This window comes from Sphingomonas sorbitolis (assembly GCF_036663875.1).
Taxonomy (GTDB): Bacteria; Pseudomonadota; Alphaproteobacteria; order Sphingomonadales; family Sphingomonadaceae; genus Sphingomonas.
This window is the reverse complement of sequence record NZ_JAXOJS010000004.1, coordinates 360,622-385,452: the sequence shown is the minus strand read 5'-3', so window position 1 is coordinate 385,452 and position 24,831 is coordinate 360,622. Positions and strand designations below refer to the sequence as shown.

General features: G+C 66.5%; 29 protein-coding genes. 11 read left to right on the top strand and 18 right to left on the bottom strand.

Annotated features, from left to right (window positions below; translation table 11 throughout):
- The first annotated feature begins 7 nt into the window (after nt 1-7).
- The 3 genes from U1763_RS13955 to U1763_RS13945 all read left to right on the top strand — a co-directional run bounded on the left by U1763_RS13955 (nt 8) and on the right by U1763_RS13945 (nt 4,295).
- The gene (locus U1763_RS13955) at nt 8-1,456 is read left to right on the top strand and encodes an MFS transporter (protein ID WP_332755661.1); all 1,449 of its coding nucleotides are present in this window, start codon (nt 8-10) and stop codon (nt 1,454-1,456) included.
- Nucleotides 1,457-1,659: 203 nt separating this feature from the next.
- The gene (locus tag U1763_RS13950; RefSeq protein ID WP_332755660.1) at nt 1,660-3,540 is read left to right on the top strand and encodes a M1 family metallopeptidase; all 1,881 of its coding nucleotides are present in this window, start codon (nt 1,660-1,662) and stop codon (nt 3,538-3,540) included.
- 137 nt (nt 3,541-3,677) lie between these two features.
- Complete coding sequence (locus U1763_RS13945) at nt 3,678-4,295, top strand: CHAP domain-containing protein (RefSeq protein ID WP_332755659.1); 618 nt, start codon at nt 3,678-3,680, stop codon at nt 4,293-4,295.
- A 366-nt stretch (nt 4,296-4,661) separates the two neighbouring features.
- Here U1763_RS13945 and msrB read toward each other — a convergent pair whose 3' ends face one another.
- The 4 genes from msrB to U1763_RS13925 all read right to left on the bottom strand — a co-directional run bounded on the left by msrB (nt 4,662) and on the right by U1763_RS13925 (nt 8,792).
- The gene (msrB, locus tag U1763_RS13940; RefSeq protein ID WP_133030144.1) at nt 4,662-5,150 is read right to left on the bottom strand and encodes a peptide-methionine (R)-S-oxide reductase MsrB; all 489 of its coding nucleotides are present in this window, start codon (nt 5,148-5,150) and stop codon (nt 4,662-4,664) included.
- 61 nt (nt 5,151-5,211) lie between these two features.
- On the bottom strand, nt 5,212-6,453 hold the full coding sequence (locus U1763_RS13935; RefSeq protein WP_332755658.1) for a cytochrome P450: 1,242 nt from the start codon (nt 6,451-6,453) through the stop codon (nt 5,212-5,214).
- A gap of 183 nt (nt 6,454-6,636) precedes the next feature.
- Nucleotides 6,637-7,869, bottom strand: coding sequence for an ABC transporter permease (locus U1763_RS13930; RefSeq protein WP_332755657.1), 1,233 nt, complete (start codon nt 7,867-7,869; stop codon nt 6,637-6,639).
- Entirely contained in the window at nt 7,866-8,792 is a 927-nt protein-coding gene (locus U1763_RS13925; RefSeq protein WP_332755656.1) for an ABC transporter ATP-binding protein, read from the bottom strand. The genes U1763_RS13930 and U1763_RS13925 overlap by 4 nt, the downstream gene beginning before the upstream one ends.
- A gap of 44 nt (nt 8,793-8,836) precedes the next feature.
- Here U1763_RS13925 and queG point away from each other — a divergent pair, with 44 nt between their 5' ends.
- Nucleotides 8,837-9,991 carry a tRNA epoxyqueuosine(34) reductase QueG gene (gene queG, locus U1763_RS13920; RefSeq protein ID WP_332755655.1) on the top strand — a complete coding sequence of 385 codons (1,155 nt, stop codon included), beginning with the start codon at nt 8,837-8,839 and terminating at the stop codon, nt 9,989-9,991.
- A 78-nt stretch (nt 9,992-10,069) separates the two neighbouring features.
- Here queG and U1763_RS13915 read toward each other — a convergent pair whose 3' ends face one another.
- The 3 genes from U1763_RS13915 to U1763_RS13905 all read right to left on the bottom strand — a co-directional run bounded on the left by U1763_RS13915 (nt 10,070) and on the right by U1763_RS13905 (nt 11,642).
- Nucleotides 10,070-10,519, bottom strand: coding sequence for a hypothetical protein (locus U1763_RS13915; RefSeq protein ID WP_332755654.1), 450 nt, complete (start codon nt 10,517-10,519; stop codon nt 10,070-10,072).
- Between the two features lie 65 nt (nt 10,520-10,584).
- Nucleotides 10,585-10,956 (bottom strand): hypothetical protein, encoded by a 372-nt coding sequence (locus U1763_RS13910; RefSeq protein WP_443026924.1) that lies wholly within the window; start codon nt 10,954-10,956, stop codon nt 10,585-10,587.
- Nucleotides 10,953-11,642, bottom strand: coding sequence for an EI24 domain-containing protein (locus U1763_RS13905; protein WP_332755653.1), 690 nt, complete (start codon nt 11,640-11,642; stop codon nt 10,953-10,955). Before U1763_RS13905 ends, U1763_RS13910 begins: the two co-directional genes overlap by 4 nt.
- A 500-nt stretch (nt 11,643-12,142) precedes the next feature.
- Here U1763_RS13905 and U1763_RS13900 point away from each other — a divergent pair, with 500 nt between their 5' ends.
- On the top strand, nt 12,143-13,141 hold the full coding sequence (locus U1763_RS13900) for an adenosine kinase (protein WP_332755652.1): 999 nt from the start codon (nt 12,143-12,145) through the stop codon (nt 13,139-13,141).
- Between the two features lie 111 nt (nt 13,142-13,252).
- On the opposite strand, the gene U1763_RS13895 is transcribed toward U1763_RS13900, so the two are convergent.
- From U1763_RS13895 to hisB, 8 genes are all read right to left on the bottom strand, one after another.
- On the bottom strand, nt 13,253-14,785 hold the full coding sequence (locus tag U1763_RS13895) for an amino acid permease (protein WP_332755651.1): 1,533 nt from the start codon (nt 14,783-14,785) through the stop codon (nt 13,253-13,255).
- A gap of 111 nt (nt 14,786-14,896) precedes the next feature.
- Nucleotides 14,897-15,274, bottom strand: a complete 378-nt coding sequence (locus U1763_RS13890; RefSeq protein ID WP_332755650.1) for an HIT domain-containing protein — start codon at nt 15,272-15,274, stop codon at nt 14,897-14,899.
- Nucleotides 15,275-15,390: 116 nt separating this feature from the next.
- A complete protein-coding gene (locus tag U1763_RS13885) occupies nt 15,391-15,708 on the bottom strand; it encodes a phosphoribosyl-ATP diphosphatase (protein ID WP_056489754.1) in 318 nt (105 codons plus the stop codon).
- 32 nt (nt 15,709-15,740) lie between these two features.
- Nucleotides 15,741-15,917: a hypothetical protein gene (locus tag U1763_RS13880; protein ID WP_332755649.1), complete on the bottom strand. Its 177-nt coding sequence runs from the start codon at nt 15,915-15,917 to the stop codon at nt 15,741-15,743.
- Between the two features lie 4 nt (nt 15,918-15,921).
- Nucleotides 15,922-16,710, bottom strand: a complete 789-nt coding sequence (hisF, locus tag U1763_RS13875; RefSeq protein ID WP_332755648.1) for an imidazole glycerol phosphate synthase subunit HisF — start codon at nt 16,708-16,710, stop codon at nt 15,922-15,924.
- 196 nt (nt 16,711-16,906) lie between these two features.
- On the bottom strand, nt 16,907-17,656 hold the full coding sequence (gene hisA / locus U1763_RS13870; RefSeq protein WP_332755808.1) for a 1-(5-phosphoribosyl)-5-[(5-phosphoribosylamino)methylideneamino]imidazole-4-carboxamide isomerase: 750 nt from the start codon (nt 17,654-17,656) through the stop codon (nt 16,907-16,909).
- Nucleotides 17,653-18,258 carry an imidazole glycerol phosphate synthase subunit HisH gene (gene hisH, locus U1763_RS13865; protein WP_332755647.1) on the bottom strand — a complete coding sequence of 202 codons (606 nt, stop codon included), beginning with the start codon at nt 18,256-18,258 and terminating at the stop codon, nt 17,653-17,655. Before hisH ends, hisA begins: the two co-directional genes overlap by 4 nt.
- 124 nt (nt 18,259-18,382) lie before the next feature.
- Nucleotides 18,383-18,970: an imidazoleglycerol-phosphate dehydratase HisB gene (hisB, locus tag U1763_RS13860; protein WP_120301289.1), complete on the bottom strand. Its 588-nt coding sequence runs from the start codon at nt 18,968-18,970 to the stop codon at nt 18,383-18,385.
- A gap of 71 nt (nt 18,971-19,041) precedes the next feature.
- On the opposite strand from hisB, the gene U1763_RS13855 reads away from it, so the two are divergent.
- The 5 genes from U1763_RS13855 (at nt 19,042) to gmk (ending at nt 22,436) form a co-directional block, all read left to right on the top strand.
- Nucleotides 19,042-19,527, top strand: coding sequence for an SspB family protein (locus tag U1763_RS13855; protein ID WP_056489744.1), 486 nt, complete (start codon nt 19,042-19,044; stop codon nt 19,525-19,527).
- Between the two features lie 185 nt (nt 19,528-19,712).
- Nucleotides 19,713-21,101, top strand: a complete 1,389-nt coding sequence (gene fumC, locus U1763_RS13850) for a class II fumarate hydratase (RefSeq protein WP_332755646.1) — start codon at nt 19,713-19,715, stop codon at nt 21,099-21,101.
- Between the two features lie 202 nt (nt 21,102-21,303).
- Nucleotides 21,304-21,516 carry a hypothetical protein gene (locus tag U1763_RS13845; protein WP_332755645.1) on the top strand — a complete coding sequence of 71 codons (213 nt, stop codon included), beginning with the start codon at nt 21,304-21,306 and terminating at the stop codon, nt 21,514-21,516.
- On the top strand, nt 21,513-21,713 hold the full coding sequence (locus U1763_RS13840; protein ID WP_056052077.1) for a hypothetical protein: 201 nt from the start codon (nt 21,513-21,515) through the stop codon (nt 21,711-21,713). The genes U1763_RS13845 and U1763_RS13840 overlap by 4 nt, the downstream gene beginning before the upstream one ends.
- A gap of 72 nt (nt 21,714-21,785) precedes the next feature.
- On the top strand, nt 21,786-22,436 hold the full coding sequence (gene gmk, locus U1763_RS13835; protein ID WP_332755644.1) for a guanylate kinase: 651 nt from the start codon (nt 21,786-21,788) through the stop codon (nt 22,434-22,436).
- Between the two features lie 126 nt (nt 22,437-22,562).
- On the opposite strand, the gene U1763_RS13830 is transcribed toward gmk, so the two are convergent.
- The 3 genes from U1763_RS13830 to U1763_RS13820 are packed head-to-tail and all read right to left on the bottom strand — an operon-like array spanning nt 22,563 to nt 24,131.
- Nucleotides 22,563-23,243 carry an ATP12 family chaperone protein gene (locus tag U1763_RS13830; protein WP_332755643.1) on the bottom strand — a complete coding sequence of 227 codons (681 nt, stop codon included), beginning with the start codon at nt 23,241-23,243 and terminating at the stop codon, nt 22,563-22,565.
- A 13-nt stretch (nt 23,244-23,256) separates the two neighbouring features.
- A complete protein-coding gene (locus U1763_RS13825) occupies nt 23,257-23,475 on the bottom strand; it encodes a hypothetical protein (protein ID WP_332755642.1) in 219 nt (72 codons plus the stop codon).
- Entirely contained in the window at nt 23,472-24,131 is a 660-nt protein-coding gene (locus tag U1763_RS13820) for an HAD-IA family hydrolase (RefSeq protein ID WP_332755641.1), read from the bottom strand. Before U1763_RS13820 ends, U1763_RS13825 begins: the two co-directional genes overlap by 4 nt.
- Nucleotides 24,132-24,245: 114 nt before the next feature.
- Between U1763_RS13820 and U1763_RS13815 the strand changes: the two genes are divergently transcribed.
- On the top strand, nt 24,246-24,740 hold the full coding sequence (locus U1763_RS13815; protein WP_332755640.1) for a DUF1440 domain-containing protein: 495 nt from the start codon (nt 24,246-24,248) through the stop codon (nt 24,738-24,740).
- Nucleotides 24,741-24,831 lie beyond the last annotated feature (91 nt).

Below are 24,831 nucleotides of genomic sequence, written 5' to 3'. Positions count from 1 at the left end.
CCGCGTCATGAGTGCACCCGCCCGCCGCCTCTCGACCGGCACGATGGCGAGCTACGGCTTCGGCGCGGTCGCGTACGGGGTGAAGGACGCCGGGTTCGGCACGTTCCTGCTGCTGTTCTACAACCAGGTCGTCGGGCTGCCCTCCGCCACCGTCGGCCTCGTCATCATGATGGCGCTGCTGATCGATGCGTTCGTCGACCCGGCGGTCGGCTTCTTCTCGGATCGCACGCGGACCAAATGGGGCAGGCGGCATCCGTGGATGTACGCGTCCGCGCTGCCGATCATGGTCGGCTGGCTGCTGCTGTGGAACCCGCCCTCGGTCATGTCGGAGCCGCAGACGCTGGTCTGGCTGTTCGTCATGGCGGTGATCGTGCGCAGCGCGGTGAGTTGCTACGAGGTGCCATCGGTCGCGCTGACCCCCGAACTGACCTCCGGCTATGACGAGCGCACGCGGATCATGGCGTATCGCTATCTGTTCGGCTGGGTCGGCGGTCTGCTGATGCTGCTGTCGGCGTACCAGTATTTCCTCGCGCCGACGGCCGCGTTCCCGAACGGCCTGCTCAATCGCGCCGGCTACAGCGGCTTCGCGCTGGCGGGGGCGATCTTCATCGGCGTTGCGATCCTCGTCTCCGCGCTCGGCACGCACCACGAGATCAAGCATCTCCCCAACCCGCCGATCGCCAGGCAAACTCTCCGCGAATCCTTCGCCGAACTGCGCCAGACCGTAAGGAACCGGGCGTTCGCGATCCTGATGGCGGCCGGCGTTTGCGCGTACACGATCCAGGGCATCAGCTATGCGATGTCGAACTACCTCTACACCTATGTGTGGGGCTTCAAGGGGCCGGTGTTCGTCTACCTGACGATCGCGTTGTTCTCGGGCGTCTTCCTCGCGTTCCTCGCCGCGCCCCGGCTCGGCAGGACGGGGAGCAAGCCCAAGGCGGCGATGGGCGCGGTGCTGCTCGGCGCGGCGCTCAACACGTCGCCCTACTGGCTGCGGATGCTGGGCGTGTTTCCGGAGGTCGGCGACCCGCTGCTGCTGCCGATGCTGTTCGGCTTCTTCATCCTGGGCACCGCGTCGAACGTCACCGGGTTCATTCTCGGCGCGTCGATGATGGCGGACGTGGTCGAGGATTCGGAGGCGAAGACGGGGCGAAGGTCGGAAGGCGTGTTCTTCGCGGGCTCGTTCTTCGTTCAGAAATGCACGAGCGGGATCGGGATATTCTTCGCCGGCATGATCCTCGCGGTGGCGGGGTTCCCGGCCAAGGCTATGCCGGGGACGGTGCCGGTGGAGACGATCGACCGGCTGACGTTGATCTACGCCGGCCTTTATATCGTGCTGGCGTGCGTCTCGGCGTTCTTCTTCTCCCGCTTCCCCTTCGGTCGGCGCGAGCACGAGGCCCGACTAGCGAGACTGGCCGGAGCGCCCATCGTCGACGCAGCCCCACGCGAATCCTAATCTTCCCCCCTCCCTGGAAGGGAGGGGCCGGGGTCGGTCGGCTGCTTGTCGATCGCTCCGTCGGCCAACAGGCCGACCCACCCCCAACCCCTCCCTTCCAGGGAGGGGGGCAGGACGGTGACAGCCACCCTTCCAGCGAGCGGGGCGGCACGGTAGGACCGACGCCTGGCCTTCCCCCTTGGAACGGCGACATCGGAGTTCCCATGCGCATTCCCGCTCTAGCCACCGCCCTCGGTCTCGTCCTCGCATCCCCCGCCGTCGCGCAGACGATCGCCCCCGTCCTCACCACCCCCGACGCGCGCGACCCGCACAGCTACGCCCGCCCCGCCGAGGCCCGCGTTACGCATGTCGCGCTGGATCTCGCCGCCGACTTCGACACGCACGTCATCCGCGGCATCGCCACGCTCGACATCCTCGCCGTCCCCGGCGCGAAACAGGTCGTGCTCGACGACAACGGCCTGAAGATCGTCAACATCACCGACGCGAACGGCAAGCCGCTCCCCTACTCGGTCGGCGCGGTCGACAAGATCCACGGCGCACCGCTCACCGTAACCCTGAACGGCGCCAAGAGAATCCGCATCGCCTACGCCTCGTCGCCCGACGCGAAGGCGCTGCAATGGCTCACCCCCGAGCAGACCGCAGGCAAGAAACAGCCGTTCCTGTTCAGCCAGGGCGAGGCGATCCTCAACCGCAGCTGGATCCCGACGCAGGACTCCCCCGGCATCCGCCAGACCTGGGAAGCGAAGATCGCCGTTCCCAAGCAGCTTACCGCCGTGATGAGCGGGCTCGCGACCGGCAAGCCGACCTGCGTCGCGGATCGCTGCACATTCCAGTACAAGATGGACAAGCCCGTCGCCCCGTATTTGATCGCGCTCGCGGTCGGCGACATCGCGTTCAAGTCGACCGGCCCGCGCACCGGGATCTGGGCCGAACCCGCGACGCTCCCCAAGGCCGCGTACGAGTTCGGCGAGCTCGAGAAGTTCGTCGCCGCCGCCGAAGGGCTGTACGGTCCGTATCGCTGGGGCCGCTACGACGTCCTGGTCCTGCCGCCGTCGTTCCCGTTCGGCGGCATGGAGAACCCGACGCTCACCTTCGCCACGCCGACCGCGATCGCCGGCGACCGCAGCCTCGTCTCGCTGATTGCGCACGAGCTTGCGCACAGCTGGTCGGGCAATCTCGTGACGAACGCGACGTGGGACGATTTCTGGCTCAACGAAGGCTTCACCAGCTATTTCGAGAACCGGATCATGGAGGCGCTCTACGGCAAGCGCCGCGCCGACATGGAGGCCGACCTCGCCTGGACCGACATGCTCGCCGCGGTGAAGGACGCCGGTGGCCCCGCCGCGAAGGACACGCAGCTCCACCTCGATCTCGACGCGTCGCGCGATCCCGACGACGGCATGACGCAGATCGCCTACGACAAGGGCGCTGCGTTCCTCCGCACGATCGAGAAACAGGTCGGCCGCGCCCGGTGGGATGCGTATCTCCGCAGCTATTTCGACCGCCACGCCTTCCAGCCGCAGACCAGCGCCGGCTTCCTCGCCGACCTCAAGTCGAAGCTGCTGACCCCTGCCGAAGCCAAGACGATCGGCGTCGATGCGTGGGTCTACAGCCCCGGCATCCCCGCGAACGCGGTGCATGTAACGTCCGCCGCTTTCCCCGCGGTTGACGCGGCGGCCAAGACGTATGCGGCTGGCGGTCCCGTCTCGGGCGTGCCCGGCAAGGCTACAACGCAGGAGATCACGCGGTTCATCACGCAGCTCCCGCGGAAACTCCCGGCCGAGCGGTTGAAGACGCTCGATACCGCGTTCGGGTGGAACACGACGGGCAACGCCGAGATCCGCTTCGCCTGGCTGCAACTCGCGCTTGCCAATCACTATGCGCCCGCCGATGCGTCGGCCGAGCAGTTCCTGACCTCGCAGGGCAGGCGGAAGTTCGTCGCGCCGCTGTTCCAGCAGCTGATGGACTCGGGCGACTGGGGCCACAAGCTGGCAATGGAGATATATGGCGAGGCGCGGCCGGGCTATCATGCGGTCACGCAGGTCACCGTGGACCGCATAACCGGTTGGAAACTCATGAACTGAGCCGCCCTGAGCGCCCATTCGGGGCGTTGGTCGGCGCGGTAACACGCTTCGTCGGATATGGTTCCCGCACGGGTTCCAATTAAATCGAACCTCCCGTAGCCAGAATGCGACAAACGGGTTTTGGCCGGGGGGTCTCGATGAATTTCAAGGCGTTAGCAGCGCGTTTTGCGCTGGTGGTATCGTGCGGCCTGATGACGGCCACCCCTGCTGCGGCTCAGTTCTGGCAGTGCGTGACGTTCGCTCGCTCGGTGTCGGGCATCGAAATCCGCGGCAACGCGAACACCTGGTGGAGCCAGGCCGAGGGTCGCTATGAGCGTGGCCACACTCCGAAGGCCGGCTCGGTCCTCGCCTTCTCGCCGACCTCGCGGATGCGCGTTGGCCATGTCGCGATGGTCTCGAAGGTCGTCAGCGACCGCGAAGTCCTCCTTACGCATGCCAACTGGTCGCGCCCCGGCGCAATCGAGACCAACGTTCGCGCGGTCGACGTTTCGGCTGCCGGTGACTGGAGCATGGTGAAGGTGTGGTATGGCCCGCAGGGTGACCTCGGGACCTCGGCCTACCCGACCAAGGGCTTCATCTACTCGGGCCATGCGCCTGCTGGCGACACGCTCGACGCGCAGCCTTCGTACCAGATGGCCAGTGCCACCCACACCATCACCGCAACGCAGCGCGCCAACGCCGCGCAGCTCGCGACGATCCAGCACGGCCCGACCGATCCCCGCGGGATCTTCACGCTGGTGAACGAGGCGAACTGAGGTTCGTCTTTCGGTTGGCGGCTGGGTTCGTTCCGGCATCCACTGCCTAGTCCCCCCACGTCAGCAATTTACCGTTTCGCTACTGATCGCCTATGACAGTTAAGCGCCTCAATTTTGACCAACAGGCACCACCCCGGCGAAGGCCGGGGCCCAATTGGAAAGGCCGCGGTAACGGAATGCGGCCCTCGATCATCAATGGTTCCCAATTGGACCCCGGCCTTCGCCGGGGGGGGGCAAAATAGGACACCGTCCGTCCCCTTGTTCTCCCGCGAAGGCGGGAGCCCAGTCTGGGTCCCCGCCTTCGCGGGGAAACAAGCTTACGCGCTCAACGGCGATACGCGGTGGCCGCCTAGCGGGAGCACCCGCTCAAGCAGCCTTAAACGTCAGCGCGTCGCCATTCATGCAATAGCGCTTCCCCGTCGGCTTGGGCCCATCGTCGAATACATGCCCGAGATGCCCGCCGCAGCGCCGGCAATGCACCTCGGTCCGCGCCATTCCCATCGTCGAATCCACCCGCGTCCGCACCGCGTTCGGCAAGGGCTGCCAGAAGCTCGGCCACCCCGTACCGCTCTCGAACTTGGTCTTCGACGAAAAGTTCGGCAACGCGCACCCGCCGCACGAGAAGATCCCCGCGCGATGCTCGCCGTTGAGCGGGCTCGAATAGGGCCGCTCGGTGCCCTCCTTGCGGAGCGTATCATACGCATCCGGCGACAGCTTCTTGCGCCACTGCGCGTCGGTCAGCGTCACCTCGAACCGCTCGGCGGCCTGCGCGGGTTGCGACGTGCATCCCCAGAGCGCGAAGCCGGCGACGCCAGCTCCGGCAAGCGTGAGGAAAGCGCGGCGGTCCTGGGTCATGTTCGTCTCCATGGTTCGGATATAGGTACGACCGAACCACCCGATAAGGTTACGCCAAGACTCAGTATTTGCTGATTTCCACCGGCAGCGTGCGATAGCCGTGGACGAAGCATGCGGCGACGCGCGTCGGTTCGGCGAGCACGTTGATCCGCATGCGGCGAGCGGCCATTTCCTCCAGCAGGATCGCGATCTGCATTTCGGCAAGTCGTGCGCCGACGCAGCGATGGATGCCGTGCCCGAACGCCAGGTGCCGCCGCGCGTTCGGGCGATCCACCACGATCGCGTCCGCATCATCGCCGAACACGCTCTCGTCGCGGTTCGCCGAGATGTACCAGAGCGCGAGCTTGTCGCCGGCCTTGATCCGCTGGCCCATCAGTTCCGTATCCGCCGTCGCGGTGCGGCGCATGTGGGCGAGCGGGGTCTGCCAGCGCAGGATCTCGCTCACCGCGTTGGGGATCAGCCCCGGATCCGCCTCCAGCTTCGCGCGCGACTCTGGAAACTTGTCGAGGCCATACGCCAGCGCCGACATCGAATTGCGCGTCGTGTCGTTGCCGCCGACGATCAGCAGGATGAGGTTCCCGATGAACTCGTTGTGATCCATGTGGCTCATCGCGTCCGAGTGGATCATCATCGAGATCAGGTCGGGCGTCGGATCCTTGTCGATCTTCGCGTCCCACAAGCCTTTGAAATACGATCCGCATTCGAACATGTACGCGAGCCGCTGGCCGCGCAGTTCCTCGTTCTTGACGATCTCGATATCGCCCGCCCAATCCGACCACAGGGTCAGTTTCCGCCGGTCGGCCCAGGGGAAGTCGAACAGGATCGCGAGCATCTGCGTGGTCAGCTCGATCGCGACGGTGTCGACCCAATCGAACGGCGTGTTCCACGGCAGGCTGTCGAGCATCGCGGCAGTACGCCTGCGGATATCGCTCGACATCCGCGTCATCTCGCTAGGCGTAAAGGCGGGCGCGACGGTGCGGCGCTGACCGGTGTGCACGGGGCGGTCGCGCGCGATGAACATCGGCATGCGGACATCGCGCTCGGCGACGAAATCGGCGATCGTGATCCCGCCGGCTTCGGAAGAATAGAGATCGGGGAGCGATTCGACCTCGACGATGCCCTTGTAGGTCGAGACGGACCAGTAGGGGCCATAGTCGGAATGCTCGACATAATGGACCGGGGACTCGGCGCGGAGTTGGGCGAATGGCGCCTGCCAGAGGTCGTCGCGGTAGAGTTCGGCGCGGCTCACGTCGAGCGGATCGACCACCGCGCTCACGTCCACGTCGCGTACCAGAGTCGCCATCGTCTCTCTCCCGTATTTTGCCGTAAGAGAGGCTTTGCTGACACTTATGTCAATAGGATTGGGTTGAGTGGTGTAGTACCTCTTACCAACCCCGTTCGTGCTGAGCGAAGTCGAAGCACCTGCGCGCGGGGCGTACCCTTCGACTTCGCTCAGGGCGAACGGATACGGGGGGCGGAGGGGGTCTCAGACCGCCTTCACCTTCCGCCGCCAGAACGGCCGGGCACTCCCCGATTGCAGCACGCCCCGCCGAAACAGCCGCGCGCCCACGGTGATGAAGATCGTCACCCACAACGCCTGCCACGCGAGCGCCGCGACGTGCGGCCACAGTTCGGGCGAATTCGCCGCGCGGCCCGCCATCGCGAATGGCGACGACAGCGGGAACAGCTCGGCGGCGGTGGCGATCCAACTTCCGGGGTGCGAGACCGCCGCCGAGGACAGCCCGAACATCGCGACCTGCAGGATCGTGATCGGCAGCGACAGCATCTGGATTTCACGCATCGTCGACGCTTGCGCACCGACGCCGAGGAACACCGAGCCCAGCAGCAGATACGCCATGCTGAAATACGCGGCGAACAGCAGCGCGAACATCGGCGCGCCGACCGCGGGCGTCAGGTCGCCCAGCGCCACCGCAGCGGCGGCGGGCATCAAAGACGTGATCTGCGTCACGACGGTGCCCCAGAACGCGACGAACAGCACGGCCACGCCGAACATCCCGATCAGCTTGCCGAAGAATACCGACTCGAGCGGCACCGCCGCGGCGAGCACCTCGATCACCTTGTTGTTGCGCTCCTCGGCCATCGTTCCGACGACTTGGCCCGAGAGGAACAGCGTCAGGAAGAAGATCCCGAACACCGCGAAGAACGCCGACTGGTGCTGGCCGCCGACCGAGGTGGTCGAGCGCGTGATCTGCGTCTTGGTCGCGGCGATCGTCGGCAGCGTGCCGCCCAGTTTCTGCGCCGCCAGAGTCGTCTGTGCGAGCATCCCCAGATAGTCCGCCGACCTCGCGCCGCGCGGCCCGTACAGGATCTGCGGCGCGTTAAGCGGGCCGTAGAGAACTGCGGACGCGTCGATATCCTTCGTCTCGAACGCCGCGCGCGCCTGTGCCGCCGGGTCGGCCGAGGGCGCGACGGTGGTCAGCCCTGGGGGCGCTTCGTCGTCGCGGAACATGCCGCGCAGCCGTGTATCGGCCTCCGCGATCGGGCGTGTGACGGTGGCAGGGACGATCGCAATGATCCGTGTCTTGTCCTGCGCGCCGCCGCTGACGCTTGCCGCACCCATCCCGCCGATCGCGCCGAACGATCCCATGATGACCGGCGCGAACAGGAACAGCAGGAAGATCGGCGTGAACACCGTGGCGATGAAGTCGCGCCGCGCGATCGTGAAGGTCTGGCGGAGGGTTCGGCGGAAACGCGTCATGCCACGACATCCTTCGCGACGTCGGCATCCTGCCCAACGATCCTTACGAACGCTTCGTGCAGGCCGGGCCGCTCGATCGACAGCCCTGAAATCCCGTATCCCGCGTCGATCAACCTCACGAGCAAACTCTCGATCCCCTCGTTCGGCAGCTCGAACCGCCAGCTATCCCCGTCCTGCACCGCGTCCATCGGCAGCACGCCGCGGATCGCAGGATCAGGCCGATGCGGTGTGTAATGCACCCGCTGCGGCAATATCCCACGGGCGTCGGCCACCGTGCCTTCGAACCGCCGTTTGCCGCCGGCGATGATCGCCAGCCGATCGCACAGTCGCTCGGCATGGCTCATGATATGCGTCGAGAACAGGATCGTCGCGCCGCGGTCGCGTTCGGCGAGGATCAGCTTCTCGAGCCGCTCCTGGTTGACCGGATCGAGGCCCGAAAACGGCTCGTCGAGCACGAGCAAGTCGGGCTGGTGGACCACCGAGCCGAGCAATTGAACCAGCTGCGCCATGCCCTTCGACAGTTTCCGGATCTTCTCGTCGACCGCATGGCCGAGCCCGGCGGCTTCCATCAGCACCACCGCACGCTCGCGCCCGGTCTTCCAGTCGAGGCCACGGAGCGCCCCCAGGAACGCGATCGCCTCGCGCGCCTTCATTGCCGGATACAGTCCGCGCTCCTCGGGCAGATAGCCCACCTGGTCGCTCGCATCGCGTGGATTGTCGTAACCGAGCAATGTGCGCGATCCCTCGTCGGGCTCGATGATCCCGAGCAGCATCCGCAGCGTCGTCGTCTTGCCCGCGCCGTTGGGCCCGAGCACGCCGTACACCGATCCGCGCGGCACCATGATGTCCACCCCGTCGACCACGCGCCGATCGCCGAACCGCTTCACGATCCCGCTCGCGGTGACCGCCCATTCATCGTTCACGCGCAATCTTCCTACCGAGGGTGACGTCGTGGTAGCGGGCGTACGTGGCGCAAGACAAGCTGGAACACCGACTTAAGGCCAAAGCGGCCGAATTGGGTTTTGCCGCCTGCGGAATCGCGCATGCCGACGCCGCGCCGCGTGCGGGCGAACGCCTGCATCAATGGCTTGCGGACGGCCGCCACGGTGACATGATCTGGATGGAGGAGCGCAAGCACCACCGCGAAAGCCCCGCCGGCCTCTGGCCCGAAGTCCGCAGCGTGATCGCGCTCGGCATGAGCTATGCGCCGAAGGACGACCCGCTGCGATTGGCGGATGAGGGCGGGGTAGGGCGCATCTCGGTCTATGCGCAGGGCCCGGATTATCACGATGTCGTGAAGCGGCAGTTGAAGGCGCTCGGGCGATGGCTGGCGGCGGAGGCGGGGCGCGACCTGCCCCCGTTCGACTTGAAGGTGTTCGTCGACACCGCCCCCGTCATGGAAAAGCCGCTCGCCGAAGCCGCCGGGCTGGGTTGGCAAGGCAAGCACACCAACCTCGTCAGCCGCGAGCATGGCAGCTGGCTGTTTCTCGGTGCGATCTACACGACGCTCGACCTGGCGCCGGACCGCGGTGGCGTCGACACCTGCGGCAGTTGCGACGCGTGCCAGAGCGCCTGTCCGACCGACGCCTTCCCGAAGCCGTTCCAGCTCGATGCCCGCCGCTGCATCTCCTATTTGACGATCGAGCATGCCGCCCCGATCCCGCACGAGTTCCGCGCCGCAATCGGGAACCGCATCTATGGCTGCGACGACTGCCTGGCGGTGTGCCCCTGGAACAAATTCGCCGCCTCGGCCAACGCGAACCTCGCGTTTCACCCCCGCGCGGAACTGGTCGCGCCGGAACTGGGGGACATCCTCGCGCTGGACGATGCCAGTTTCCGAACCGTGTTCGCCGGCTCCCCCATCAAGCGCATCGGCCGCGACCGCATGATCCGCAACGCGCTGATCGCAGCGGGCAACAGCGGTAATCTGGAGCTAGTCGAGCCTGTCGTAAAGCTGCTGGCCGACGAAGCCCCGGTGGTGCGCGGTGCCGCAATCTGGGCACTCGGGCGTCTGGATGCCGTGCGCTATCACAGCGAACGCAACGGGTTCTCGACCCTGGAGCACGACCTGGACGTCACTGCCGAATGGGCCGCCAGCGTCGCCGCCGACTATCAAGCCTAGTTTTCGACACGTCCGGTTTGAGGAGGAGAGCAGACTGGCCGCTTTTGACAGGGATAAAACGTGGTTGAGCCCAACCGCCTAACCGACAACAACGGTGTCTTGCTCAATGAAGGCGGCACGCAAGCCGAACATCCATGGGACCCAAAGCGCCGTGTACGCTGGCCATAGATATTCGTACCATGGGAGCGGGTGTACAAGCTGGGCGATCGAACCGAGCATCAGGACGAACCCCGCACCACCCAAAAAGATCGTCGCAAGAGCACTCCGGAAAGGTCGGTCGCGCCTGTAGGCGGTCAGGCGAACTGGCTGATTGTATCTTCGCAGGCAAAGACCGGTGATACCAATTACGAACGGTGACGCGATAATCGCGATCAGAACGCTGCCATACATCGGTATGCCAATACTATCGCCGTCCGGCTGCAACCGGCCCGAGCGCAGTAGCTGAGGCCAGTACACAAAATTTAGAATTGGAAATGCAGCAATTAGGAATGCTGTCAAAATCCATAAGGGGCGAGCAGCTGCGGGCAACGAACGTCTCCTTTTGGAGATGCTACTGTGCAGAGTGATTGTCGGAAAGTAGACGATCTCGCCCGTTACTTGCCCCCCTCGCGGCGCGTCAGTGCGGCGACGCAACTTGCGCGGTCGATCGTGCTGCCGTCGGGTTCGCGCGCGTCGAGATAGGTGACGCGGGGGGCGTCGGATCCCTTGGGGTAGAGATACGCGTCGAGCACGCAGATGCCGCTCTGGAACTGCAGTTTTCGCGCGCTGCCTTCGCGGACGTCGGCGTCGGGCTGGCCGAACAGCTTGGTCAGGCCGGCGGCGTCCTGGCCGAGGACGCGCTCGAGCCCGACGCTTGTGTAGGGGATTGCGGGGCGGCCGACTGCCGGCTTGGCCACCGGAGCGGCGCAACCCGCGAGCCCGCCGCCGAGCGCTACGGCGATCGTTATGGTCGTCAATCGCGTCATGATCGGCCTTTACGGGAATACTGGGTGTGGAAATAATGCGTCGCCATCGCGGCGCCCAGAACCGGCGCAGCGATGTTGACGATCGGAACCACGAACAGCCCGGTGTTCGCAAGCCCCAGCACGGACCGCCCGCTCTTGGTCGTCGCACGCCAGCCCCGCATCGCCGCTGCGTCCATATGTCGCGCTGCCACCATGTCGCCGAGATCGCGCCCGAGCAGCCAGCCGTTGACGACGAAGAACGCCGCGGCGGTGCCGACACCGGTGACGAGCAGTGCGATATAGACCGGCAGCATCAGCAGGTTGACGAGCACGACGCGGGCGGCGGAGCGGAAACCCATTGCGAGGCTGCGGGCGAGGGGCACGGGGCGGGCGGTTTTCAGCGCCTCGGGATAATGCCGCGCTTCGACGGCTTCGACGACCTCGTCCGCAAAGATCCCGACGACCGCGATCGCGACGGCGCGGAACAGGAGCCATAACGCGAGGATCGTGACGAACAGCGCGAACGCCGCGGCGAGTCCGTCGGCCTGCCGGCCGAGCCACGTGGCGAGTGCGGCCTGCGTGCCCCACCATGTCCCGACGCCGAGCAGTGCGAAGACGAGCAGCGTGACGAGCATCGACTTCACGAACACGCGGAGGACCGGCGGATCGGTGAGTTGGCCGAGCGAGAGGAGGAGGGCGCGGAGCATCGGTTCGGGATGACGCGCGGTGGTGGCAAGGTCAACGAAGCTTTGGCGTTGATGGTGGCTACGACGTTCCCCCTGAGCGTTACGTTCCCCCGCGGATGCGGGGGGCCAGCGCAACCACGCACACCGCCCGAGACTCTGGACCCCCGCGTTCGCGAGAGAACAGGAAAGGCGGTGTGTCTGTGCTGTAGATATCTATTATGCGAGAACCGCTGCAACTGTTCGAACCGCCGTAACCGTTGCAGCAGCCCGAACCATGATCTCCACCCCGGCGGAGGCCGGGGTCCAGTTGGGAGACAGCGGTAACGACGGGCCGCGTTTCATTACGACCACCTTTCCAACTGGGCCCCGGCCTCCGCCGGGGTGGTACCTATCCCCAGACGACATACTGTTCCGGCGGCCCCGCAGACCCCGCCTCCGCAGGCAGCGGCACCCCCACACCAGTTGCACCAATCCCGCCCGGCATTTACGGCAAGCGTTTTCCCGCACCCCGGAGTCTCGCCTTGCCCAACCCAACCTACGACGTCGTCGCGATCGGCAATGCCATCGTCGACATCCTCGCCACCGCAGACGACGCGTTCATTGCCGAGATCGGCGTCGCCAAGGGCTCGATGCAGCTCATGTTCTCGTCCGAGGAAGCCGACGCGCTCTACGCCAAGATGGGCCCGGGCATGGAAGTCTCGGGCGGGTCGGCCGCCAACACCGTCGCCGGCATCGCCGCGCTCGGCGGCAAATGCGGGTTCATCGGCCAGGTCGCCGACGACCAGCTCGGCCAGGTCTTCGCCCATGACGTCCGCAGCATCGGCATCGAGTTCGCCACGCCCGTACGCGCGGGCGACCCGACCACCGGCCGCTGCCTGATCTTCGTCACCCCCGACGGCCAGCGCACGATGAACACCTTCCTCGGCGCGGGCCAGTTCCTGCCCGCCGCCGCGATCGACACCACGATGATTGCCGACAGCGCGATCCTGTATCTCGAAGGCTATCTCTGGGATCCCGAAGAGCCGCGCGCCGCGATGCGTGCCGCGATCGATTGCGCACGCGGGGCAGGGCGTAAGGTCGCCTTCACGCTCAGCGACGTGTTCTGCATCTCGCGCCACGGCGGCGATTTCCGCCAGCTGCTCAGCGACGGCCTGATCGACATCCTGTTCGCCAACGAGAGCGAACTCGCCGCGCTTGCCGAGACGGAAGACTTCGACGCAGCGGTCGCCAAGATCTCGGCGCAGGTCCAGACCTTGGTCGTCACCCGCGGCGAGCACGGCGCCTGCGCGCTCCAGAACGGCACGCGCGCCGAGGTGAAGGCCGAGCCGATCGCCAAGGTCGTCGACACCACCGGCGCAGGCGACCTGTTCGCGGCGGGGTTCCTCCACGGCCAGGCACAGGGCTACGACCTGCACGCCTCGCTGAAGCTCGGCGCGGTCTGCGCGGCCGAGATCATCAGCCATGTCGGCGCCCGCCCGATGGTCGACATGAAGGCGCTCGCCGCCAAGCACATCGGCTGAACGTGGCCCGCCGCGCCGTCATTCCCGCCTCCGCGGGGATGACGCGTTGGCGACGAAGCACAAAAAAAGGGCCGCGGGAGTTTCCTCCCGCGGCCCTTTCTACGTCCGGTCTCAGTGACCCGGCGTCAGGTCGATGTCGGTCTCGCCACCATCGGCCATTCCGCGACCCAGATAGCTCTTCCGGTAGCCGTACAGGAAATAGATCACGAGCCCGACGGCGCCCCAGATCGGCAGCACCGCCATCGCCTCGTACGGCAGCGAGAAATACAGTCCGATGCAGCCGACGATCGTCAGCGGTGCGACGACCCAAGCGGCCGGTGTACGGAACGGACGATGCCGGTTCGGCTCGCGCTTGCGCAGGATCAGCAGCGCGATCGCGACCATCATGAACGCGTACAGCGTGCCCGCATTGGCGATGTCCGCGAGCTGGCCGACCGGCAGGAACGCCGCGGCGAACGCCACGAACACGCCGGTGATCGCGGTGACGATATAGGGCGTCTTCCACTTCGGATGCACGCGGCTCAGCACTTCCGGCAACAGGCCGTCACGGCTCATCACGAAGAAGATTCGGGTCTGGCCGAACATCAGAATCAGGATCACCGACGGCAGCGCGAGCCCCGCCGCATAGCCCATCCAGTTGCCGACGTTCGCATAGCCGATCTGGCGAAGGACGTGCGCGAGCGCTTCGTTCGAGCATACCAGCGCCTGCGCGTTGGCCGGAATGAGGCATGCGCGCGCCAGTTCGGGCGAGCCCGTCGTGAACGGTACGCCCGCCGCATCGAACAGCGGCTGGCCACCGATCGTCCCGATCGCGCCTGCCGCGACCAGCATGTAGAACACCGTGCAGATGCCGAGCGACGCGATCAGGCCGATCGGCACGTTGCGTTGCGGATCCTTGGTTTCCTCCGCGGCGGTCGAGACCGCGTCGAAGCCAACATAGGCGAAGAAGATCGTCGCCGCCGCACCGACCACGCCCAGGCCGTTGCTGCCGAGGATGCCGGTGGGAAGGAACGGCTCAAAATTGCCGCCATGCGTCTTGGGCAGCGTCAGCGCGACGAACGCGGTCAGCGCCACGACCTTGATCGTCACCAGCACCGCGTTGACGCGGGCGCTCTCCGTGGTGCCGATCATCAGCAGCCATGTGACGAGCAGCGAGATGACGACCGCGGGCAGGTTGATGAACCCGCCGGGCACGTACGGCCCCGCTGCCAGCCAGAGCGGCAGGTCTATCCCGAACGTTTCTCGCAGGATCGAGCCCGAGAAATAGCCGGACCACCCGACCGACACGGCGCTCGCGGCGACGGCATATTCGAGGATCAGCGCCCAGCCCACGGTCCAGGCGAGCAGCTCGCCCATCACCGAATAGGTGTAGGTGTAGGCGGAGCCGGCGACCGGCGCCATCGCCGCGATCTCGGCATAGCAGAGCGCGGCCACGACGCAGACCGCGCCGGCGACGATGAAGCTCAGGATCATGCCCGGCCCCGCCTTCTGCGCGGCGGCGGAGGTCAGCACGAAGATGCCCGTGCCGATCACGCAGCCGATGCCGAGCATGGTAAGCTGGAACGCGCCCAGCGATCGGTGGAGCGATTTCTTCTCCGCCGTCGCCAGGATGGCGTCCAGTGATTTTACGCGACCAAAAATCAATTCGGTACCCCCCGGGGATTGCAGGGGCCCGGTCAGAAGGCCCCCTTGCTCAATCCCCAGAGCCTAATGGCAATTTTATTACGTGCAATCCTTTAGTGCGGCAAAGCTGCCCTATCGCGCCAGCATCGGCCCCAGAGGACGCCCGCCGAAGACATGAACGTGCAGATGCGGCACCTCCTGGTGCCCGTCTTGGCCGATGTTCGCGAGCAGGCGATAGCCCGGTTCGACGAGGCCCGCAGCGCGCGCCACGGCCCCGACGGCCCGGATGAACCCGGCGATCTCGGCATCGGGTGCACGCGCGGAAAAGTCGTCCCACGACACGTACGCACCCTTGGGGATCACGAGCAGGTGCGTCGGCGCCTGCGGGTTGATGTCGTGGAACGCGATCGCGAAGTCGTCCTCGTAGACTCGCTGCGACGGGATCTCGCCGCGGAGGATCTTCGCGAAGATGTTCTGGTCGTCATAAGGCTGGGTGGCGTCGATCGGCATATATTCCCCTCCCGCTTGCGGGAGGGGTTAGGGGAGGGGCTGGGCCATCCCGATCCCGGCGGAGCATGTGCGTCATGCCCTCCCCCGACCCCTCCCGCAAGCGGAAGGGGGGCGGATCAGCCCGTCCGCCCGGCCTTTTCGACCAGCCCGCCGACACCCTCGCGCCGCTCCAGTTCTGCGCGCACGTCGTCCAAACTCAGGCCTGCATCGGCCAGCAATACCGCGAGGTGGAACATCAGGTCCGCCGCCTCCGGCACGATGCTCGCCTCGTCGCCCGAACACGCGGCGATCACCGTCTCGACGGCTTCCTCGCCGAGCTTCTGCGCGATCTTCGGGCGGCCCTTGGCGAACAGGCTCGCGGTGTAGGAGGTGTCGGCGGGCGCATCGCGTCTCGCGCGGATGGTCGCCTCGAGGCGGTCGAATACGGGGTCCATGCGCGGCGTGCTGACGCAGCAGGGCAGGCGGGTCAATCCTCCGCGGGCGGTTTGCTCTTCGCGAACCGCTTCCGCAGCGCGCGTCGTACCAGGAACACGCCCATCACCGCGAACACGAACAGCGCGATGTCCGACAGTTCGGGCGCGGTGCGCGGATGGACGATGCCGTCATGCCCCGACTGGACCGCGAGGAGGGGCAGGGCGGTCATCTGATCAGGCTGCCCGCAACGGTGAAGCGCGAACCGGCGTCCGCACCGGGATCCCCGCCGCCGCCAGCGCGGCATGCGCATCGCCGATCGACGCCTGCCCGAAATGGAAGATCGACGCCGCCAGCACCGCGCTCGCATGCCCGTCGCGGATGCCGGCGACGAGATCGTCGAGCCCGCCGACGCCGCCGCTGGCGACCACCGGTACGCTGACACGGTCCGATATTGCGCGGATCAGCTCGAGGTCGTAGCCGCTGCGCGTGCCGTCGCGGTCCATCGACGTGACCAGCAACTCGCCAGCGCCCAGTTCGGCGAGCTTCAAGGCATGCGCGATCGCATCGATCCCGGTTGCGCGGCGGCCGCCATGCGTGAATACTTCCCAACCTTCGCCCGACCTGCGCGCGTCGACACTCGCCACACAGCACTGGCTGCCGAACCGCTCGGCGATATCCGCGACCAACTCAGGCCGCTCCACCGCCGCGGAGTTCACGGCCACCTTGTCCGCCCCCGCCAGCAACAGCGCCCGCGCATCATCCGCCGTCCGTACACCGCCACCGACCGTCAGCGGCATGAAGCACACCGCCGCGGTCCGGCGCACGACGTCGAGGATCGTCCCCCGACCCTCATGGCTCGCCCCGATATCGAGGAAGCACAGTTCGTCCGCGCCGGCCGCGTCATACGCCCGTGCCTGCTCGACCGGATCGCCGGCGTCGCGCAGTTCGACAAAGTTCACGCCCTTCACTACACGCCCATCGGCGACGTCGAGACACGGAATCACGCGCGCGCGGACCGTCATGTGCTTGGCCGAAGGTTTTTTTCACGCGGAGACGCGGAGACGCGGAGACGCGGCGGAGCCGCTAAGAAGAATATTTCGCGCAGGGGCGCAGAGGCGCTGAGAGAGAGGTTACTCTCCGCGCCTCTGCGTCTCTGCGCGAACAAGTTTCTGCCTGCGGCGCTCAACTTCTCTCCGCGTCTCCCCGTCTCCGCGTGAATCATCCTGCTGCCTTCGCCACACTCAACGCCGCCGCAAGATCGAGCCGCCCGTCATACAACGCCCGCCCCGTGATGACCCCCTCGACTCCGTCCCGCACATGCAAAGCCAGAACGTGGATCTCGGCAATCCCCTTCACCCCGCCGCTGGCGATCACCGGAATGTCCACCGACCGCGCCAGATCGACCGTTGCATCGACGTTGCACCCCTTCAGCATCCCGTCGCGCCCGACATCGGTGAACAGCAAAGACGCCACCCCCGCATCCTCGAACCGCCGCGCCAGATCGACCGCGCTCGTGGTCGAAACGTCCGCCCAGCCCTTGGTCGCGACCATGCCGTCCTTCGCGTCGACCGCGACGACGATGCCGCCGGGAAAATCCTTTGCGACGCCGCGCACGAACTCTGGGTCCTCCAGCGCCGCCGTCCCGATTACGACGCGCGACACGCCCAGATCGAACCAGCCCTCGACGCTCGCCCGTGTCCGGATCCCGCCGCCAAGCTGCACATGCCCCGGAAACCGCGCGACGATCGACCGCACCGCATCGCCGTTGACCGAAGCCCCCGCGAACGCCCCGTCGAGATCGACCACGTGCAGATGCTCCGCGCCCGCCTCGGCGAACAGCATAGCCTGCGCCGCGGGATCGTCGCCATAGACGGTCGCGCGGTCCATATCGCCCTCGGCGAGACGCACCACCTGACCCGCCTTGAGGTCGATCGCGGGGAAAATGATAAGGCTCGCAGGGGTATCTATGGCCGCCACTCCAGGAAACGTTCGAGCAGGGCCAGGCCGTAGCGCTGGCTCTTCTCAGGGTGAAACTGCACGCCGATCATCGTGTCGCGACCGATCGCCGCGGTGACGGGACCGGCATGGTCGGTCGTCGCGAGCACGTCGGCGCCTTCGAAGGCAAAGCTATGCAGGAAATACGCCTCGCCTGGCTCGATCAGCGGGTGCGCAACGGACGGAACGACGTCGTTCCAGCCCATATGCGGCACCTTGGCCTCCATCGTACCGGGCTCAAGCCGCCGCACGCGTCCGGAGACCCAGGCGAGTCCCGCATGCGTTCCCATCTCTTCGCCTGCATCGGCCATCAACTGCATGCCGACGCAGATTCCCAGAAACGGCGTACCCTCGTCGCGAACGCGCCGGTTCAAAGCCTCGACCATCCCCGGCACCGCGCGCAACGCCGCCGCGCAAGCGCCGTACGCGCCCACGCCCGGCAGGACGATCCGGTCGGCCTTCGCGACGACGTCGGCGTCCGACGTCACGACCAGATCGACACACCCAGCCGTCCGCAGCGCGTTCTCGACCGAATGCAGGTTCCCCGCACCGTAATCGATCAGCGCGAGCGTCATGCTGTATCCCCGCGACCCGGTACAAGAAGTCCGTCACCCCAGCGGAAGCTGGGGTCTCGTCGTAACGGGGATACCCCAGCTTTCGCTGCGGTGACGGGCTTTTGAGCTGACGGAGTCAACGCGCTCACAGCATCCCCTTGGTCGACGGAATCGCGTCGGCCTTGCGCGGATCGATCTCGATCGCGGTGCGCAGCGCGCGCGCGACGCCCTTGAATGCGGCCTCGGCGATGTGGTGGTTGTTCGACCCGTACAGCGTCTCGACGTGCAGCGTGATCCCCGCAGCCTGTGCAAAGCTGTGGAAGAAATGCTCGAACATCTCGGTGTCCATGCCGCCCAGGCGCTTCTGCGAGAACAGGTCCTTCCACACCAGCCAGGGCCGCCCGGAAATATCCAGCGCCACCCGCGTCAGCGTCTCGTCCATCGGCGACAGCGCATCGCCGTACCGCGCAATCCCGCGCTTATCGCCGAGCGCCTGCGCGAACGCCTGGCCGATCGCGATCCCGGTATCCTCGACGGTGTGATGCTCGTCGATGTGCAGGTCGCCCTTGGTCCGCACGCGGATGTCGATCAGCGAGTGGCGCGAGAGTTGCTCAAGCATGTGATCGAAGAAACCGACCCCGGTCTCGACGTCGTACACGCCGGTCCCATCGAGGTTCACGGTGACGTCGATCGCCGTCTCGGCGGTGGAGCGGGTGATCGTGGCGGTGCGCATGCCACCTCCCATAACATCCGCCACGACGCATGCAATCTTGACCGGCATCCGAATGGCGCTACCCAAGGGATATGACCGATGGACTGCCCGATAGCCTGATTCCGTACGACGAGATCGTACAAGAAGCCCTGCGTGCCGTGGTCGGCCGCGTACTCGGTTCGGTCGCGGAGGCCGGCGGGCTTCCCGGCGAGCATCATTTCTACATCACCTTCAAGACGCAGGCCCCCGGCGTCGACATCCCCAAGCGCCTGATCGAACGTTTCCCGGACGAGATGACGATCGTCATGCAGAACCGCTACTGGGATCTCATCGTCGACGACGAGCGCTTCTCGATCGGGCTGAGCTTCAACCAGGTCCCGTCGAAGCTGGTGATCCCATACTCGGCGATTACCGCGTTCCAGGATCCCGCGGTCAGCTTCGAACTCCGCTTCCAGGCGCAGGAGGGTGCGGAGGACGCGCTCGGCGACCATGACGAAGCCGAGAACGACGGCCCGACTGCGGTGCCGATCGAGGACGGCTCGAACGTCGTCGCCGTGGATTTCAAGCGGAAAAAGTGACCCAAACTCCCTCGCCCCTACGGGGAGAGGGAAGGGGCCCGCGGCACTTGCCGTGGGAAGGGAGAGGGGAGTGAGGCTAAAGCCGCTTCCTCCCAAAACCCCTCACCCTTCCGTCGCAAGCGCTCCTCCCTCCCTCTCCCCGGAGGGGCGAGGGACCCACGCACGCTACGGAAGGTTCTCCCAGCATGACCACCCGCACAGAAACCGACACGATCGGCCCGATCGAAGTCCCCGACGCCGCCTACTGGGGCGCGCAAACCGAACGCTCGATCGAGAACTTCCCCTTCGCCACCCGCGAACGCATGCCGATCGAGATCGTCCACGCCCTAGCCCTCGTCAAACAAGCCGCCGCCCGCGTAAACCGGTTGCACGGCCTCGACGAAACCATCGCCGCCGCGATCGACTCCGCCGCGCAGGAAGTCATCGACGGCAAGCTCGACGACCAGTTCCCGCTCGTCATCTGGCAGACCGGCAGCGGCACGCAGTCCAATATGAACGCGAACGAGGTCATCGCCGGCCGCGCCAACGAAGTCCTCACCGGCACCCGCGGCGGCAAGTCGCCGGTCCACCCCAACGACCACGTCAACATGAGCCAGTCGTCCAACGACAGCTTCCCGACCGCACTCCACATCGCCGCCGCGATCGCCACCACCCACCGCCTGATCCCCGCCCTCGACAAGCTCCACGCCGCGCTCGACGCCAAGGCCAATGCCTGGGACGACATCGTCAAGATCGGCCGCACCCACCTCCAGGACGCAACTCCGTTGACGCTCGGCCAGGAATTCTCCGGCTACGCGAACCAGCTCTACCGCTGCCGTCACCGCATCGAGCCTGCGATCAGCCACGGCATGGTCATCCTAGCGCAGGGCGGCACCGCGGTCGGCACCGGCCTCAACGCGCCTGCCGGCTTCGGCGACGCGATCGCGCACGAACTGGCCGAGATCACCGGCCTGCCGTTCGTCAGCGCGCGCAACAAGTTCGAGGCGCTCGCGTCGAACGACCCGCTCGTACACCTGTCCGGCACGCTCAACACGCTCGCGGTCGCGCTCACCAAGATCGCTAACGACATCCGTCTGTTGGGCTCGGGCCCCCGCTGCGGCTTCGGCGAGATCGACCTTCCCGCGAACGAGCCCGGCAGCTCGATCATGCCCGGCAAGGTGAACCCGACGCAGTGCGAGATGCTGACGATGGTCGCGGGGCAAGTGATGGGCAACCACGTCGCGGTCACCGTCGGCGGGATGCAGGGCCATCTCGAGTTGAACGTGTTCAAGCCGTTGATCGGCGCCAACGTGCTCCGCTCGATCGACCTGCTCGCGACCGCGATGGAAGGGTTCGCGGAGCGCTGCGTCGACGGCATCGAACCCAATCGTGGGCGTATCGCAGACCTGCTCGATCGCTCACTGATGTTGGTAACGGCACTGGCCCCCGAGATCGGCTACGACGCCGCCGCGAAGATCGCCAAATACGCGCACGCCGAAGGGCTGACGCTGAAGGAAGCCGGCCTCGCGCTAGGCCTCGTCGACGCCGAAACCTTCGACCGCGTCGTCAAGCCCGAATCGATGCTCGGTCGCTAACGCCCGCCTCGCTCCGCCCCCCTCCCGTTCGTGCTGAGCGAAGTCGAAGCACCTTCGTTTGGGGCACACCCTTCGACTTCGCTCAGGGCGAACGGGACGGATGGGGCGGGCAGCGGCAGCTCGCCGGGAGCTCATCGGAAACTCCGCCGGGAACCCAAACGCCCCTCGCGCGCTAACCCGCCACACGGACAGGAGAAATTACGTGGGCGCAACGACCATAGGCGCGCTGATCGGCGCAGGCATCGACTCGCTCAGCGGCGACGACGGCAACGCGGACGGCGCGATCATCGGTGCGATCACCGCCAACGTACTCAAGGTCGTCGTGCCGCTAGCCGTGACCTACGCGACCGGCTGGGCAGTGCTGCGCGGTGCAGCGGAACTCAAGGACCAGGTTTTCGGGGAGTCAGAAGCATGATCGGACGTATTATCAGTGCATTGGTCGGCCGCGAAATGGGCCGTCGCGACGGTTCGGGCGGCGCCTCGGGCGCAGTAAAGGGTGTCGTGGCGATGGGCCTGATGCGCCGCATGGGCCCACTCGGCATGATCCTCGGCGGTGGTTACGCAGCCAAGAAGGCCTACGACCGCAATAAGGCCCGCAAGGCCGGCTATTAATCCGCCTTCGTAATACCACGCGCGGGCCGCGCATGGGTTGACGCCCATACGCGGTCCGCGGCAAGGGCGCGCATGCCCCACACACTTCCGTCCGACCCGCATGGTTTCCGTCGTCGCGGAGTCCTGTTCGTCCTGTCCTCGCCGTCCGGTGCCGGCAAGTCGACCATCGCGCGCAGATTGCTCGCGGACGAGCACGAACTCGAGATGTCGGTCTCGGTCACGACCCGTTCGGTGCGACCCGGCGAAGTCGACGGCAAGGATTACCATTTTACCGACCTCGAGGGCTTTCGCGACATGGTCGCGAAGGACGAGTTCCTGGAGTGGGCGCACGTCTTCAACCATCGCTACGGCACGCCGCGCGCGCAGGTCGAGGAGATGCTCGCGGCCGGCAAGGATGTGCTGTTCGACATCGATTGGCAGGGCGCGCAACAGCTGTTCCAGATCGCCGGCGGCGACGTCGTCCGCGTCTTCATCTTCCCGCCCTCGATGGAAGAACTCCACCGCCGCCTCACCAGCCGCGGCACCGATTCGGAAGAGGTGATCGAAGCCCGCATGTCGCGCGCGGCAAACGAGGTGAGCCACTGGGACGGCTATGACTATGTGCTGGTCAACGACGACGTCGACAGCTGCATCCGCGGCGTGAAGACGATCCTGGCCGCGGAGCGCCTGAAGCGCTCGCGCCAGACCGGGCTGATCGGTTTCATCCGCAGGCTGACGCGCTAACTCATCCCAACCGTCATCCCAGCGAAAGCTGGGATCTCCCCGTTCCGGGTCGCGGCATCCGCCAATCGGGATACCCCAGCTTCCGCTGGGGTGACGGACTTGGAGGGGGTGGGTAAACTCCTAAGGCTAGAGCAGCCCCAGAAACTCCACCCCCAACCCAAACTCCTTGCGCTTCAACTCGCGCAACTGGGTCGCCTGCCAGTCCTCGCCCCACATTTCGACCGACCAGTCCTCATCGATCCCCGCCGCCGCCCAGGCCGCATCGGCATCGATCTCACCCTCGATCAGCGCCAGCCCGATCACCAGCGACCCGGTCAGCGTCACCACCGGCGACAACCCCGCCAGCCGAAAATCGTCATACGCCGCGACCGCCTCATGCAGCCGCGCGATCGTCGTCGCCGGTTGCGCGACGTGCATCACGCCGGTGGTGACCGCGAACGTCACGTCATACCGCCCCCGCGCCCACGCCAGCAGCGGATCCCAGGACGCCGCCTGCCGCTCGACCAACAACGGCGGCCCCTCCGCGCGGTAGCAGAGCAGGTCGCTCTCGCCATACGCCGCCAGCCGCGCGGCGAACTGCGCCGGATCGTTCGCGATCGGATCGGTCGCCGCATTGGCGAGCCCGGTCAGCGGCATCGTCCGCGGGTCGATCGTCTCACCGACCGCGCGCCATTCCGCCGCAACCGCCTCGGCCAGCGCATCGCTTGGCAACGCAAGCGGTCGCCGCCCGGGCGTCCGCACCGGCTTGCCGTCGAGCGTCACTACCCGATCCGCATCGATCGCGACGTCTTTCCAGAACCGCTTCATGCGCCCATTCCGTTCATTCAGGCGTACTCCGCCAGCGATGCGCCAAGCTACGCGGCACGATCGCGATCATCGCCATCGCCGACAACACGATCGCCGTCCCGAGGATCTTCGGCCCCAGATCATGCGCGCGCGCGATCAGGATCAGCCCGAGCAGCGCGCCCGCAACCCCCGCCATCCGGACGACGACCAACACGAACCAGCGCCGCTGCGCTACCTTGTCCGCGTCGGTCATCGCGGCGCCACCATGTGCAGCAGGTCGGGTACGGTCGTCGCAACGACGTCGGCACCGGCATCGGATAGCTCGTGCACGGGGTGATACCCCCATGCGACCCCGACCGCGCGTACGTGTGCCGCTCGGGCCATTGCCATGTCGAAGCTCGTATCGCCGATCATCGCGGTCGTCTCCGCGCTAGCGCCTGCCTCGGCGATCGCCGCGAACAGCATCGCCGGGTCGGGCTTCGACGGATGCCGGTCGGCGGTCTGCAACGTCACGAACCTCTCGGTGATCCCGTGCGCGGCTAGAATATGCGCGAGGCCGCGGTCGGATTTGCCCGTCGCCACACCCAGCAGCCAGCCGTCGTCCGCGAGCGTCTCGATCACCTCGGCGATCCCGTCGAACAACGGTTCGTCGGCCAGTTCGCCACTCGCGCGCATCGCATGGAACGCGTTCTTGTAGTCGGTGGCGAGCGACCGGTGCAGCGCCTCGTCCGCCTCCGGCAGCAACACCTGCATCGCCTCGACGAGGCTAAGCCCGACGATCCGCCGAATGTCCGCGCGCGGCGGCGAAATCAGCCCGGCGCCCTCGAACGCACGCTCGCACGCGACGCAGATATTCGCCTGGCTGTCGACGAGCGTCCCGTCGCAATCGAACACAGCAAGACGGGTCATGAAATTTTCCAACGCATCGCCGCCTCGTAGATCACGCGTGCACGCGAGGGAACGCCAAACCGGAACGCGCGCGCCTGCGAACGGTTCGTGTCGGATACCTCTGGAGACTCAACGATGGCGCACGCACAAACCGACACGCCGAACATCTGGGCCGCCGCCGCCGCGGGCCTCGTCGCAGGGCTAGCGGCCTCGTTCGTGATGGACCGCTTCCAGGCCGGCGTCGCCGCGCTGTCCTCGTCGGAGAGCGATGCGGAACCTGCAACGGAGAAGGCGGCGGACAAGGTGTCGCAAATGGTGGTCGGCCACGACATCCCCGACGGTCGCAAGCCGCTTGCAGGGCAGGTTGTGCACTACGCGCTCGGGGCAGGGCTGGGGATCGCCTACGCGGTGGCGGCGGAATACCGGCCTTCGGTGACCGCCGGCTACGGCACCGCGTTCGCTGCGGCGACGACGGCGTTGCTTGATGAGGCGGCGGTGCCGGCGGTGGGGCTTGGCGACGCGCCGTGGAACACCGCGCCGACGACGCATCTGTATAGCGCGGCGTCGCATATCGTGTTCGGGACGGTGACGGAGGGCGTGCGGCGGTTGCTGCTGGGGTGGCTGAAGTAGGGCGCGACTAGTTGTCCCGCGAAGGCGGGGGCCCAGGAATCAAGCAGCGACGCGATCGTTGCCCCTGGACCCCCGCCTTCGCGGGGGAACA